14 protein-coding genes are annotated in these 13,752 nt (G+C 62.7%); 8 read left to right on the top strand and 6 right to left on the bottom strand.

Annotated features, from left to right (window positions below):
* Nucleotides 1-2,070: a hypothetical protein gene (locus tag ATY75_RS03165; protein WP_088936443.1), complete on the top strand. Its 2,070-nt coding sequence runs from the start codon at nucleotides 1-3 to the stop codon at nucleotides 2,068-2,070.
* Nucleotides 2,071-2,074: 4 nt separating this feature from the next.
* Complete coding sequence (locus ATY75_RS03160) at nucleotides 2,075-2,491, top strand: GNAT family N-acetyltransferase (protein WP_088936442.1); 417 nt, start codon at nucleotides 2,075-2,077, stop codon at nucleotides 2,489-2,491.
* Here the strand turns inward: ATY75_RS03160 and ATY75_RS03155 are convergent, their stop codons facing one another.
* The gene (locus ATY75_RS03155; protein WP_088936525.1) at nucleotides 2,492-3,055 is read right to left on the bottom strand and encodes an N-acetyltransferase; all 564 of its coding nucleotides are present in this window, start codon (nucleotides 3,053-3,055) and stop codon (nucleotides 2,492-2,494) included.
* 228 nt (nucleotides 3,056-3,283) lie between these two features.
* Here ATY75_RS03155 and ATY75_RS03150 point away from each other — a divergent pair, with 228 nt between their 5' ends.
* Nucleotides 3,284-4,270, top strand: a complete 987-nt coding sequence (locus ATY75_RS03150) for a glutathione S-transferase family protein (RefSeq protein WP_088936441.1) — start codon at nucleotides 3,284-3,286, stop codon at nucleotides 4,268-4,270.
* 118 nt (nucleotides 4,271-4,388) lie between these two features.
* Here the strand turns inward: ATY75_RS03150 and ATY75_RS03145 are convergent, their stop codons facing one another.
* Nucleotides 4,389-4,868: an NUDIX domain-containing protein gene (locus tag ATY75_RS03145; protein WP_088936440.1), complete on the bottom strand. Its 480-nt coding sequence runs from the start codon at nucleotides 4,866-4,868 to the stop codon at nucleotides 4,389-4,391.
* A 70-nt stretch (nucleotides 4,869-4,938) separates the two neighbouring features.
* Here ATY75_RS03145 and ATY75_RS03140 point away from each other — a divergent pair, with 70 nt between their 5' ends.
* From ATY75_RS03140 to ATY75_RS03125, 4 genes are all read left to right on the top strand, one after another.
* Nucleotides 4,939-5,847, top strand: a complete 909-nt coding sequence (locus ATY75_RS03140) for a metallophosphoesterase (RefSeq protein WP_088936439.1) — start codon at nucleotides 4,939-4,941, stop codon at nucleotides 5,845-5,847.
* Nucleotides 5,848-6,007: 160 nt separating this feature from the next.
* Nucleotides 6,008-6,568 carry a hypothetical protein gene (locus ATY75_RS03135; RefSeq protein ID WP_064840038.1) on the top strand — a complete coding sequence of 187 codons (561 nt, stop codon included), beginning with the start codon at nucleotides 6,008-6,010 and terminating at the stop codon, nucleotides 6,566-6,568.
* Nucleotides 6,569-6,758: 190 nt separating this feature from the next.
* Nucleotides 6,759-7,268, top strand: coding sequence for an RNA polymerase sigma factor (locus ATY75_RS03130; protein ID WP_088936438.1), 510 nt, complete (start codon nucleotides 6,759-6,761; stop codon nucleotides 7,266-7,268).
* Nucleotide 7,269: 1 nt separating this feature from the next.
* Entirely contained in the window at nucleotides 7,270-8,112 is an 843-nt protein-coding gene (locus ATY75_RS03125; protein ID WP_088936437.1) for an anti-sigma factor, read from the top strand.
* Nucleotides 8,113-8,567: 455 nt separating this feature from the next.
* Here ATY75_RS03125 and leuA read toward each other — a convergent pair whose 3' ends face one another.
* From leuA to ATY75_RS03105, 4 genes are all read right to left on the bottom strand, one after another.
* Nucleotides 8,568-10,301 (bottom strand): 2-isopropylmalate synthase, encoded by a 1,734-nt coding sequence (gene leuA / locus ATY75_RS03120; RefSeq protein WP_088936436.1) that lies wholly within the window; start codon nucleotides 10,299-10,301, stop codon nucleotides 8,568-8,570.
* A 155-nt stretch (nucleotides 10,302-10,456) separates the two neighbouring features.
* Nucleotides 10,457-10,582, bottom strand: a complete 126-nt coding sequence (locus ATY75_RS35425) for a hypothetical protein (RefSeq protein ID WP_257784951.1) — start codon at nucleotides 10,580-10,582, stop codon at nucleotides 10,457-10,459.
* A 79-nt stretch (nucleotides 10,583-10,661) separates the two neighbouring features.
* Entirely contained in the window at nucleotides 10,662-11,861 is a 1,200-nt protein-coding gene (locus ATY75_RS03110; protein ID WP_088936524.1) for a benzoate/H(+) symporter BenE family transporter, read from the bottom strand.
* A 187-nt stretch (nucleotides 11,862-12,048) separates the two neighbouring features.
* The gene (locus ATY75_RS03105; protein ID WP_088936435.1) at nucleotides 12,049-12,633 is read right to left on the bottom strand and encodes an ATP-dependent Clp protease proteolytic subunit; all 585 of its coding nucleotides are present in this window, start codon (nucleotides 12,631-12,633) and stop codon (nucleotides 12,049-12,051) included.
* A gap of 281 nt (nucleotides 12,634-12,914) precedes the next feature.
* Here ATY75_RS03105 and ATY75_RS03100 point away from each other — a divergent pair, with 281 nt between their 5' ends.
* Nucleotides 12,915-13,682 carry a DUF2076 domain-containing protein gene (locus tag ATY75_RS03100; protein ID WP_064840050.1) on the top strand — a complete coding sequence of 256 codons (768 nt, stop codon included), beginning with the start codon at nucleotides 12,915-12,917 and terminating at the stop codon, nucleotides 13,680-13,682.
* Nucleotides 13,683-13,752 lie beyond the last annotated feature (70 nt).

Here is a 13,752-nt window from a genome sequence, read left to right as displayed (position 1 = left end):
ATGACCTTCGACTTTTCGCCCTTCCTGCCCTGGCCGGTTCTGGCCGCACTGGCCGCCATCAGCGTCCTCATCGCCGCATTCGCGATCTGGCGCCACATTCGCGGCGCCTGGATCAGAACGCTGGCGGCACTGGCCATGCTGGCCGCCCTTGCCAATCCCGTGCTGCTGCAGGAGGACCGGGATCAATTATCGACGATCGTCCCGGTCCTGGTCGACCGCAGCCAGAGCCAGCAGACGCCCGATCGCGTCAAGATGACCGACGATGCGCTGGCGGCCTTGAAGGGGCAACTCGCCCGCTTCCCGCAGATAGAGCCCCGCTTCGTCGATGTCGAAGGCGACCCCAATTCCGACGTGCCGTCGACGCGCCTGTTCGACGCGCTGTCGGCCAACATCGCCGACGTCCCGCCGGCCCGCATCGGCGGCGCCATCATGCTGACCGACGGTGAAGTCCATGATGTTCCGGCCGCCAATCAGGCACTCGGTTTCGATGCGCCCATCCATGGCCTCATCACCGGCAAGGCCAACGAATTCGATCGCCGCATCGAAGTCATCAAGGGGCCGCGTTTCGGCATCGTCAATGAGGAGCAGCAGGTCGTTCTGCGCGTCTTCGACGACGGCCCGAGCCCCGGCGGCACCGCTAATGTCACAGTGAAGCTGAACGGAGACGAGATCGCCACGCTGCAGGCGACGCCCGGTCAGGACACGCCCTTCTCCTTCAAGGTGCCGGCCGGCGGCAGCAACGTGCTCGAGTTCTCCGTCGCCGCACTTCCGGGCGAGGTCACTACTGCCAACAACCGCGCCGTTCACGTCATCGACGGCATCCGCCAGAATCTCCGCGTCCTGCTCGTGTCCGGCGAGCCGCATGCCGGCGAGCGCGCCTGGCGCAACCTGCTGAAATCCGACGCCTCGGTCGATCTTGTCCATTTCACCATTCTACGGCCTCCGGAAAAGCAGGATGGCACACCAATCAACGAGCTGTCGCTGATCGCCTTCCCGACGCGCGAACTCTTCGTCGATAAGATCAAGGATTTCGACCTGATCATCTTCGACCGCTACCAGCACCGCGGCGTGCTGCCGCTGCTCTATTACGATTACATCGCCCAATATGTCGACAATGGCGGCGCGCTGCTGATCGCCGCCGGTCCCGAGCATGCCGGCCCCGATTCCATCGCATTGACCCCGCTCTCCTCGGTGCTGCCGGCAACACCCACCGGAGAGATGATCGAGAAGGGTTTCTACCCGCGCCTTTCCGAAGAAGGCCGCAAACATCCCGTCACCCGCGGCCTGGACGGCTCCGGCGAGGATCCGCCGCATTGGGGCCGCTGGTTCCGCAGCGTCGATGTCGACCGGCCGCAGGGCGAGACGATCATGCTCGGCGCCGACAACCACCCGCTGCTGGTGCTGAACCGCGCCGGCCAGGGCCGGGTCGCCATGCTGCTTTCCGATCAGGGCTGGCTCTGGGCGCGCGGCTTCGAAGGGGGCGGCCCGAACGTTTCGCTCTATCGCCGCATCGCCCATTGGCTGATGAAGGAACCGGCGCTCGAGGAAGAAGCGCTGACGGCGCGCGCCTCCGGCCGGACGCTTGAGGTCACGCGCCAGACGATCGGCGACAATCCCGGCAACGCCACCGTGCGTTATCCCTCGGGCAAGACCGAAACCCTGCCGCTCACCCAGACCGAACCCGGACTCTACAAGGCCGAGAAAAGGATGGACGAGATCGGTCTCTTCGAAATTCACAACGGCAAGCTGTCGACGCTCGTCCATATCGGCGCCGTCGACGCGCCGGAGTTCAAGGCGATGATCTCGACGACCGATGTGCTGACGCCGGTCGCCGACAGAAGCAAGGGTCTCGTCACCCGCGTTGCTAACGAAAGCGGCAGGATCACCGTGCCGCCGATCCTGCCGGTGCGCGGCCAGGTCCGCGTCGCCGACAACGATCGCATGATGATCCGCATGACCAGCGAGACCGTTTTGAAGGGCATCAACACGCTGCCGCTCTTTGCCGGTTTCGCCGGCGTCGGCATCCTGTTGCTTGCCTTCGGAACCATGTGGTGGCGCGAGGGGCGGTAATTTAATGGCGGAATTCGAGTTGACCGCCTCACCTTCGCCGGAGGAACTGGCGGCGATCACCGATGCGCTCTCGGCCTTCAACGCCGGTGATGTCGGCCCCGCCGACCGCCGGCCGCTCGCAGTCCTGATCCGCGACACCGACGGCAAGGTCACCGGCGGCCTGTCTGGTTTTACCGCCTGGGGCTGGCTCTTCACGCAGATGCTCTATATTCCCGACACGCTGCGCGGCACCGGTCTCGCCGGCAAGATCCTCGCAAAGGCGGAAGAAGAGGCGAGAGCCCGCGGCTGCCACGGCGCGTGGATCGACACATTCAGCCCGCAGGCTCTCAGCGCCTATCGGCGTCAGGGTTATGAGATCTTTGGGGAACTCGAGCATTTTCCGCAGGGCCGCACACGCAGCTTTCTCCGGAAAATTCTCTGATCATCCGTGCCAGGCGATGATGCCCTTCAGCCGTTCGTGCACGCCCTCGGCGATCGGAACGACGAGCACGCGGCCGGGATCGACCGGTCCGGGGAAGGAAAGCGCGTTGTAGGCGACTCTCTCGAATCCGAGCGGGCCGTAATAGGGCGGATCGCCGACGAGGATCACGGCTTCCGAACCCTGGCGTCTTGCCGCCTCCACGGCGATCCGCACCAGTTCCCGGCCGATGCCCTGGTTCTTGTGGGAGGGCCGGACGGCGAGCGGACCGAGAAGATGGCCTTTCACAGTGCCGGCCAGCACCGGCGTCATGCGCACGGAGGCGATCGTTTCGCCATTGTCGGTGCAGATGAAGGAGAGCGACAGATCGTGCGGTCCCTGCTCGCGGATGCGAGCCGCCGCCCGCGTGAAGCGGCCCGGACCGAAGGCTTCTTCGTTGATATGTTCGATGGCGGCGTCATGAGACGCGTCTTCGGTGAGGTAGACGAGATCGTGCTTGTACATGATGACAGAAACCGGATGGACAGATTGATGGGTCTCCAACACGCCTTGGGCGTTCGGGAGCATCAGCGTCGTCGCGGGTTTCTGGAAATGAACATCAGGCAGGGATCCTAAAATCGTGAAAAGGCCGATAGCAGGAAAAATTTCCGCCGTCCAACGCAAAATGCACACCACGGAACTCGAAACCATACAGGACCGGAACGGTGTGACACACTGTTCAACCTTTACCGCCTGCAAAGCCCCGCTATCTCAGCTAAGTTCGGTCCCGACACGCAACCAAAGGAAACGAAGATCATGGGAATGCTGGTGGACGGCGTCTGGCATGATGTCTGGTACGACACGAAGGAGAGCAAGGGTCAGTTCAAGCGTCAGCCCTCGCAGTTCCGCAACTGGGTGACATCGGACGGTCAAGCCGGCCCTTCCGGCAGCGGCGGCTTCAGGGCCGAGGCCGGGCGTTACCATCTCTATGTCTCGCTTGCCTGCCCCTGGGCTCACCGCACGCTGATCTTCCGCAAGCTGAAGAAGCTGGAGGATCTGATCTCGGTCTCCGTTGTCGACCCGCTGATGCTCGACAACGGCTGGGAATTCAAGGTCGGTGATGGCGCCACCGGCGACCAACTCTTCGGCGCCGCCACCCTCTGGCAGATTTACGCGAAGGCCGATCCGCATTATTCAGGCCGCGTCACCGTTCCCGTCCTTTGGGACAAGAAAACCGGCACGATCGTCAGCAACGAATCCGCCGAGATCATCCGCATGTTCAACAGCGCCTTCGACGAGCTGACCGGCGCGAAGGCCGATTTTTATCCCGACGATCTCCGCGCCGAAATCGATGCGCTGAACGCCACCGTCTACGACACCGTCAACAACGGCGTCTACAAGGCGGGCTTTGCCACCACCCAGGAAGCCTATGAGGAAAATGTCGGGAGGCTGTTCGAAACGCTCGACATGCTCGACGAACGCTTGGGCAAGGGCCGCTATCTCCTCGGCAACCGGCTGACCGAAGCCGATTGGCGCCTGTTTACGACGCTGGTGCGCTTCGACGCCGTCTATGTCGGCCATTTCAAATGCAACATCCGCCGGATCGCCGACTACCGCAACCTGCCCGGATATTTGCGCGACCTCTATCAGACCGCGGGCGTTTCCGAAACGGTGAACCTGAAGCACATCAAGGAACACTACTATCGCAGCCACAAGACCATCAATCCGACAGGCATCGTTCCCGTCGGTCCGGCGCTCGATCTCGACAGTCCGCATGGACGTGCGAAGCTTGCCGCTGCCTAATGCATGTCGCCCGGAAGTATGCAGCGGTTCCGGGGCAACGACATGCATCAAAACAAAGGATTAAAGCGCGTCGCATGAATGAGATTTGACGCGACGCGCGTTGAAAACTGCGCAGCCCTCACCAGCGGTGGTCGGGCTCCTGCTCGCCCCGAAGCTCCGCAAGGCGGCGATACGTCGCCTCGGTCGTGCCCTCGGGCAGGCTGTCGAGGGAGAAGAAGCCGCTGTCGGAGATTTCCCAATCGGGCGGGCGCGGCGCCGTCTGCTCGACACTCGCCCGGTAGAACACGACATGGTCCCGCCGTGTGATCGTGGTGTTGAAATAGACCTGAACCAACTGTGGCTTACCGATGATCCTGAGGTTGCCCTCCTCGCGCAGTTCCTTGGCCAGTGCCTCTCCGACCGTCTCGTTGCGCTCCAGCCCGCCGCCCGGCATATGCCAGCCACCGACATAACTGTGGCGCACCAGGAAAATCCGCCCCTCCGCATCGAAGCAGGCGGCCCTGACGCCCATCGTCATGCCGCGGGCGAAGGAAAAATAGACATGCAGAAGGCGCAGGGCCATCCGGATATGAAGGGGCCGCTTTTCTTTATCCACCATCGCTCCGTTTCAGCCCTTCATCGCGCCGGATGTGTTTGATTTGTCAATAAGCTGGTCTATGTCTCGTAACATGTTCAAGCTCGCGCATATTTCCGACGTCCACCTTGGGCCGTTGCCCCGTCTTTCCATCCAGGAGCTGTTTTCAAAACGCATAACGGGCTTTGTGAACTGGCATCGAAATCGACGCAAGCACCTTTTCGGCGGCACGCTGGATCTATTGCTCGACGACATCCGCGCCCATCAGGCAGATCATCTCGCGGTCACCGGCGACCTCGTCAATCTGGCGAGCGGGATTGAGATCCGCGCCGCCGCCGCTTGGCTGCGCGCGCTCGGCGATCCCGCCGACACCTCGGTCGTTCCCGGCAATCACGATGCCTATGTGCCCGGCGCCTACGAAAAGTCGATGCGCGCCTGGTACGAATATGTCCGCGGCGATCTCGCCCCGCCGCAATGGCAGGAGGATCGCCATATTTTTCCTTATCTGCGCATCCGCGGCAAAGTCGCGATCGTCGGCTGCTCGACGGCAGTCGCCACCCCTCCCTTTGCCGCCTCCGGCTTTTTCGGCGCGCGCCAGGCGCGCGATACCGTCAACATGCTGCGGGCGACCGGCGAAGCCGGCCTCTTCCGGGTCGTCATGATCCATCATCCGCCGATCCGCGGCGCCACGACCTTCTACAAGCGGATGATCGGCATTCGCCGCTTCGCCGCGGTGATTTCGACCGGCGGCGCCGAACTTGTGCTGCACGGGCACACGCATCTGAACACGCTGCACTGGCTGCGCGGCCAGGTGCAGCCGGTGCCGGTCGTCGGCATCGCCTCGGCCTCGCAGGGACCGGGCAGCATCAAGCCGCCCGCCGCCTACAACCTCTTCTCCATCGACGGCTCTCCCGGCGCCTGGGAACTCAGCGGCGAGCGCTTCAGCGTTAACCGATCCGGCGACGCGGTGATGGCGGAAAGTGTTGATATTTTCGCGCGTTAGCGCCGGCTCCGGACTCCTTTCTTCCAGCACTTGAAGCGACCTCAGAGAAGGTTGGGCCATCGTTGCAACAATTGCCATGGCGGCGGCTTACCCTCTTGGTATTTTTAGCGGTAAGCGTACAATCCGGCCAACAGCATCGCCTCAGAACGGAGCCCCGCCAATGACGTTTTCTTTCCGTCACCTGTCCAGACTTTCGCTCGCCGCCGGCTTTGCCTTCGGCATTGCCACGGCCGCTTTCGCGGTCGGCGACAGCAACGATAACACCAATCCGCCGCCGAAGACCGAAACGACCAAGACCTGCACCGGCGGCAAGGTCTGGGACAAGGCCAAGAAGGAATGCGTCAATCCGAAGAAGAGCAGCTTCAACGACGACGATCTTTACAAGTTCGCCCGCGAGTTTGCCTATGCCGGCCAGTATGACAATGCCATCACCGTGCTCAATCTCGCCCGCAACCAGAACGACCCGCGCATCCTGAACTACCTCGGCTACGCCAACCGCAAGGCCGGCCGCATGGAGCTCGGCATGTCCTACTACCGCAAGGCGCTGCAGGCGGATGAGAACTACATCCTCGCCCGCTCCTATATGGGCATGGCGCTTGTGGAGCAGGGAGATATCCAGGGCGCCCGCGTCCAGCTCGTGGAAATCCGCGATCGCGGCGGCGAAGGCACATGGGCCTATCGTGCTCTGCTGCAAAGCTTGAATGGCTACAAGACATATTGACGCAAGTTTTGTGGTCTACAATACGAAAATCCCTAGAGAAAAGGGGATGAAGACGGCCGGATGCTTGCGAAGTGCAGGAGACTTGTTTCATAAAGCACATGCATCATCGTCGGCCTCGATAAAGCCGGTTTCGCGCCCGACGGCGAACCCTTCGTCCGCGAAACCATTGTGAATGCTTCTTGGATAAACAATGCGTCAACCCGCAACGACCATCGATCTCCGGCGTGATCTCGTCGGCCTTCTGCCCCGCCTTCGCCGCTTCGCGATCACGCTCGCGGGTGAGGCTGCTCTGGCCGATGAACTCGTCCAGGCCGTCTGTCAGCGCGCCATCGCCAAGGGTCATCAATGGAGCGGTGAAGGCCGGCTGGAAAGCTGGATTTACACGCTTGCCCGCCAGCAATGGACCGACGACAGCCGCAAGCGCAAGCCCAAGGCCTCCCTCCGCGGCAACGTCACCGATATTCGCGAAGCCGCCCGCGAACGCTCGACGGCACCCGATCCCGACGCCATCCATCACATGATCGCCGATATGCCGGACGGTCTTTCCAGCGTGTTCCTGCTCGTCGACATCGAAGGCCACAGCTATCAGCAGGCAGCCGACATCATGGGCACGCCGGTGGCAAATGTCGCCTCGCAGCTCGCGACCGCAAGGCTGCATTTTGCCGGGCTCGCCGGCACTCACCCGATCCACAGGTACTGAATTGCTCGATCTTAGGAAATTGCCGCTCGAAGCCCAGCTCACCGCCCTTCTCGATGGCGAAGTCTCGCCCGAACAGCGCCACGAACTGGAACAGCGCCTGGCAACCGACGAGAATGCGCGCCGGCTGCACGAGAAACTTCGCCACGGCGCCGATTTCGGCCGCCGCCGCCTCGACGACATCCTGAAGGAGCCGGTGCCGCTCGCCCTCGTCCGCTCGATCAAGAGCACGCAGCCGCCGAAGACGCCGATCGCCCAGCGCGCCACGCGCCCGCAGGTGAAGCTGGCGCCGAGCGGCCCGCAGGCGCTGGCCGCCGCTCTCATCCTCTTCGCCGTCGGCTGCGGTATCGGCTATTTCGTCGGCACCAGCCCGGATGCCGACGAAATCGCCACCACGACTACCGCGACGGCGCCGGCCAATACCAGCGACTGGCTGGGCGACGTCACCGCCTATCAGCGCCTGCTGATCCGCCAACCCCGTCATCTCGTCGAAGTGCCCGCCTCGCAGGCCGAGGAAATCTCCAGCTGGCTGACGACAGCCATCGGCGTGCCTTTCCGCGTGCCTGATCTCAGCGCCGAAGCCTGGACCTTCCAGGGCGCACGCGTCATCCTCGGCGACAGCCGCCCTGTCGGCCAGCTCGTCTATTCCAATGCCGACGGCGACGTCATCTCCATCTGCTTCCGCAAGGACGCGCAGCCACCGGAGACCGACGACTTCAAGGAAACCATCAAGGACGAGATCGGCCTGGTGACATGGCACAATGCCGGCACCTCCTATGTGCTTGCCGGCCCCTCCGCCGAAGCGGCGCTCGGCCAGCTCGCCATGAAGATCGCCACGGCGATTTGATGCCGGCTGTCGTCTGTGGAGAATGATTACCGCCAGCGCAGTTGAAGCGGCGCCGTTGCAAAATCGACCATCAGCATCAGCCTCGCCCGTCTTTCAGGCTCCTCCGAGGTCGAATTATTGGTGAGACGATAACGCTGCTACCCTCTTCCCCAGCGGGGGTCCGAAGGACGGGTTGAGACCCGTGGCTCAACCCCGGTCGGTTGCCCGAAAGGTCGGATGAGGGGCCACACGGCACAACATTCATTGTTGCCCTTCGCTTGCGCTCAGCGCATTCGCTCCTGTCGTCGCTCCCCCTCATCTGCCTGCCGGCATCTTCTCCCCGCTGGGGAGAAGCGGACTCGTGGCGACGTTTCGCCCCTCTGACACTTCGGTTGTTGGAATGAGCCGACAGGATTGCTAACTACATCCTCAGGCCGCGCCCTACCGTTACGATCGCGGCCTGAGCCTTTGCCCGGTCAGGCCTTGCCGGCCTTCACGTCGAGCACGCGGTTTGCCGCCGAGACGATCGCTTCCAGCGATGCAGCGACGATGTTGGTATTGATGCCGGCGCCGAAGAGTTTGCCGCCGGGATAGGAAGTTTCGACATAGGAGATCGCCGCCGCGTTCGAGCCGTGCTGCAGCGAATGCTCGGAATAATCCTCGACCGACATCTCGATGCCGAGATAATGCGACAGCGCGTTGATGAAGCCGTCGATCGGGCCGTTGCCGCGCCCTTCGATGCGCTTGATCTCGCCATTGTCGGTGATCTCGGCCGCCACGATCCGCTGGCCCTTGTGCTCGGTATCGGGATAGGTGTGATGGTCGACAAACTTGAGGCGTCCTTCGGGCTGCGTCACGTAGCGCTCGATGAAACGGTCGTAAATCCGCTTCGAAGGAAGCTCCTTGCCCTCGACGTCGGTAATGCGCTGGATATCCTCGCGGAATTCCACTTGCAGGTTGCGCGGCAGGTTCAGCCCGTAATCCTGCTGCAGGATATAGGCGATGCCGCCCTTGCCGGACTGCGAGTTGATGCGGATGATCGCCTCGTAGGAACGGCCGACGTCACGCGGATCGATCGGCAGGTACGGCACTTCCCAGACGGGATGGTTGGCGACCTGCGCCGCCTTCATACCCTTGTTGATCGCATCCTGATGCGAACCCGAGAAGGCCGTATAGACCAGCTCGCCGACGTAAGGATGGCGCTCGCCGATCGCCATCTGGTTGGAATATTCGAACACTTCCTTGATGCGCTCGATATTGGAGCAGTCGATCTCGGGATCGACGCCTTGCGTGAACATGTTCAGCGCCATCGTCACCATGTCGACATTGCCGGTGCGCTCGCCATTGCCGAAGAGCGTGCCTTCGACACGGTCGGCGCCTGCCAGCAATGCCAGTTCGGCAGCGGCGATGCCGGTGCCGCGGTCGTTATGCGGATGCAGGGAGATGATCAGGTTCTCGCGATTGTCGAGATTGCGGCACATCCACTCGATCTGGTCGGCATAGACGTTCGGCGTCGCCATCTCGACGGTGGACGGCAGGTTGATGATCAGCTTGTTATCGGGCGTCGGCTTGACCACCTCGATGACGCCATTGCAGATTTCCAGCGCCACTTCGAGTTCGGTACCGGTAAAGCTCTCGGGGGAATATTCGAAACGGTAGCCGCCGCCCGCCTTGGCGGCCATATCGGTGATCATCTTGGCGGCATCGACGGCGATCTGCTTGATGCCCTGCACATCCTTGGCGAAGACGACGCGGCGCTGCAGCTCGCTGGTCGAGTTGTAGAAATGCACGATCGGCCGGTTTGCACCTTCCAGCGCTTCGAACGTGCGGGTAATCAGCTCCGGGCGGCATTGCACCAGCACCTGCAGGGAGACGTCGGCGGGCACGTTGCCCTCCTCCACGCACCAGCGGGCGAAATCGAAATCGGTCTGCGAAGCGGAGGGGAAACCGATCTCGATTTCCTTGAAGCCCATCTCCAGCAGCAGCTGGAACATGCGCGCCTTGCGGTCGTGCCCCATCGGGTCGACCAGCGCCTGGTTGCCGTCGCGCAGGTCGACCGAGCACCAGACCGGCGCCTTGGTGATGGTTTTCGTCGGCCAGGTGCGGTCGGGAATGTTCACCTGCGGATAGGCCCGGTATTTCACCGTAGCGTCAGGCATGCCTTTGGTGGAGGCCGTTTTTCTCTCGGAGAATTGCGTCGTTGCGTTCATCGTATCGTCTCCTCGTCCCGGCATTTGCTCCGCTCTTAGCCGATCATGTCAGGCTTGGCGATAAACAAATGCGGACCTTGTCGGTCGTTAGGTCAATTTTGAAAGTGAGTCGCGAGGAGCGATGGCCGTGCGGGCTTTCGGCCGCCGGGCGCTCCTCAAAGGACCCGGCAACCGCGCGTAAGGCCGAGGAGAAGAAGCGAGGTCAGGGCGCGCGTATTGTCACGCAGGGCGATGCGGCCGCGTGCAATCGTGTCGGAAATCTTGGCGCCAGTGGTCTTCATGGCCGCGCTTATAGCCTTGGGCGGCGAAACTGGCAAGCCCTTGCCCAGGCTTTTGGCCGCCGACCGCAACGACAGTCCGCTACCGCAGCTGGCGTCGGTCTTTCCAAACGCTCACCAGCCGCGACAGCGCCAACATCAGCCCGCCGGCGATCAGGCCCCAGAAAGCGCCGGAAATGCCGCCGAAGGAAACGCCGGAGGCGGTGACGAGGAAGGTGATCGCGGCCGCCTCACGCGAATCCGGCGCCTGGAAGGCCGACATTGCCGAGGAGGAGAAAGCCCCGACCAGCGCCAGCCCGGCCACCGCCTGGATCAGGATCGGTGGCGCAAGCGCGACGAAAGCCGTCACCGCGCCGGCGAGCAGCCCGAGGATGACATAACCGATGCCGGCGATCAGCGCTGCCCAATAGCGCCTCTTCGGATCGGTGTGGGCATCCTGCCCGGCGCACATCGCCGCGGTGATTGCCGCCAAATTGACCGCATGGCCGCCGAACGGGGCCGACAGCAGCGAGAAAAAGCCGGTGACGGCAAAGAGTGGACCTGGCTTCGGATCGTAATGATTGACCTTCAGCACCGCGATGCCCGGAATGTTCTGCGAAGCCATGGTCACGATGAACAGCGGCAATGCGATCGAGACGAGGCCGGCAAGATTGAATACCGGCCGGACGATTTCCGCGGTCGGCACCAGCGATTGTTCGAGCGAGGCGAAGGCGCCAGCGGGAATATCGACACCGAAGGCGAGCACCAGCACGAAGGCTGCGAGCGCCGCCGGCACCGCCCAGAGGCGCTTGAAGGCGCCGACGACAATCCAGGCGATGACGATCGGCAGGCCGAGGAGCGGATTGAAGCCGATCGCCTTTACCGGCGCGAAGCAGAGGCCGATCAGCACGCCTGACAGCATCGCATTGGCAAGCGGTGCGGGAATGGCAGCGACCGCCCGGCCGAGCGGCTTGAACAGCCCCGCGACGATAATCAGCGCGGCACAGATCAGGAAGGCCCCGACCGCCGCATTGAAGCCGCCTTCGATCGGCCCGGTGCTGGCCAGCAGTGCAGCACCCGGCGTCGACCAGGCGATGCTGATCGGCAATCGCGTGATGGCACAGAGCACGATCGCGCAGACGCCCATGGAGATCGATAATGCCATCAGCCCAGACGCCGCCTGCGCATCCGTAGCACCGATCGCCTCAAGCCCGTGCAGCACGACGGCAAACGAGCTGGCGGAACCGACGAAGGCGGTCAGCAGCCCCATGAACAGGGCCTGGACGGAAAAATCTTTGAGCATGGCGGGACTCGCGATCTGCGGGAATGGCGCATGGAGCATGACGGTTGCCGCAGGCGCAAGTCCGAATTCAGCCCTTTCCGTTCAGGTCCTGCATCTCAATGCCGGCCTCCCCTTGCCGGCCTAACCAAAACGCCCTCGCCTGATATCCACAGGCAAGGGCGCTCCGACGGTTTTTGGCCGAGAAAACTCAGATATCGGCCTGCGACGTCACGATCCGCGAGACGAGGCCATAGTCCCTCGCCTCTTCCGCCGACAGCCAGTAGTCGCGATCCGTATCCCTGGCGATCTTTTCGAGCGGCTGGCCGGTGGCCGCCGCCATGATCTTGTTCAGGCGCTCGTTCATCTTGATGATCTCGCGTGCCTGGATCTCGATGTCGGATGCCATGCCGCGCGTGCCGCCCGAGGGTTGGTGCAGCAGGAAGCGGGTGTTCGGCAGGCACAGGCGCTGCTCCTTCGGAGCGGCGACATAGATCAGCGCACCGGCGGAGGCGACCCAGCCCGTGCCAATCATCCAGACCTTCGGCTTGATGAACTTGATCATGTCATGGATGGAATCGCCGGATTCGACGTGGCCGCCGGGCGAATTCACATAGATGCGGATGTCCTCGTCGCTGGCCGCGGCAAGCGCCACGAGCTGCGAGCAGACCTTCTGCGCCAATTCCTGATTGATCGGTCCGTAGATGAAGATCGAACGCGACTTGAAAAGATTCGCCTCCGTTTCCTTGCCGAGCGGCAGTTCCTTCGTCTTGTCGTCCTGGTCTTCGTCGTTCATTCGAACCTCTTGGAGATGAATTCGGCTTCCCCGCACATAGTGCGACTCAATGCCTAAAACAATGCGGGAAAAACACAAGGCACCGAAGCGATGGAGATATCCTTAAGAAGCCGCGCGCCGTTCTGCAAGCCTTACTGAAATGTAACGGTGAAAGGCTTTGAAAAGCCTGAATCGGTTCCTACCTCAACCTCACGCAGCGATAGCTGCACCGAAAAATCATGGAGCGGGCTTTACGCGTCCGGTCGGACACGGCAGCGCTCCGGACCAACAGGAGGCAGGACATGTCACCCGAAGAACGCCAATTGCTGACCGCCCTCTTCGACCGCGTGCGCACCGCAGCGGCCCAGCCGCGCGACCGCGACGCCGAGGCCCTGATCGACCAGGCGACGCGCGAGCAACCCTCCGCCACATATTACCTCGCCCAGGCCGTCATCGTTCAGGAAAAGGGGCTGGAAGCCGCCGCCAACCATATCAAGGAACTCGAGGAGCATGTCCGCCAGCTGGAAGCCGGCGCGAGCGAACACCGGCAGGCCGAACAAGGCGGCGGCTTTTTGAGCTCGATCTTCGGCAACACCCAGACGCAGCAGCCCGCACCCGTCCCGTCCAATCCCGGTCCTTGGGGGCAGCAATCCCGCGCCTATGACGATTCCCGCGGTTACGACCGCGATGGCCGCCAGCCGCAGCAGCAGCCGACCGGCCCCTGGAGCCAGCAGGCCTATGCGCCATCGGCCGGCGGCAGCTTCCTGCGCGGCGCGCTCGGCACGGCAGCCGGCGTTGCCGGCGGCATGCTGCTTGCCAACTCGCTGAGCGGCATCTTCGGCAACCACATGTCCTCGCTCGGCTGGGGCTCGCCCTTCGGCGCCAGCCCCTTCGGCAACGCCAGCGCCCCCACCGAGGAAACCGTCATCAACAATTATTACGGCAACGACGACACCCGTCAGGCGTCCGACAACGCTGCCGATGACGACAATGCCAATGTACAGCAGGCCGATTACGACGACGGCGACGATTACAGTGATGACTCGTCCGGCGACGTTACGGATGTGTGAGGTTTAACCGACAAGGATGGGTGGCAATTGGTATTCGATTGCCGCACCGTATCCCGGCCCTTCGCTTGGG

The organism is Rhizobium sp. N122, from assembly GCF_002211295.1.
Classification (GTDB): Bacteria; Pseudomonadota; Alphaproteobacteria; order Rhizobiales; family Rhizobiaceae; genus Rhizobium.
The sequence above is the reverse complement of the archived record's forward strand: the minus strand, read 5'-3'. Positions and strand labels throughout refer to the sequence as shown.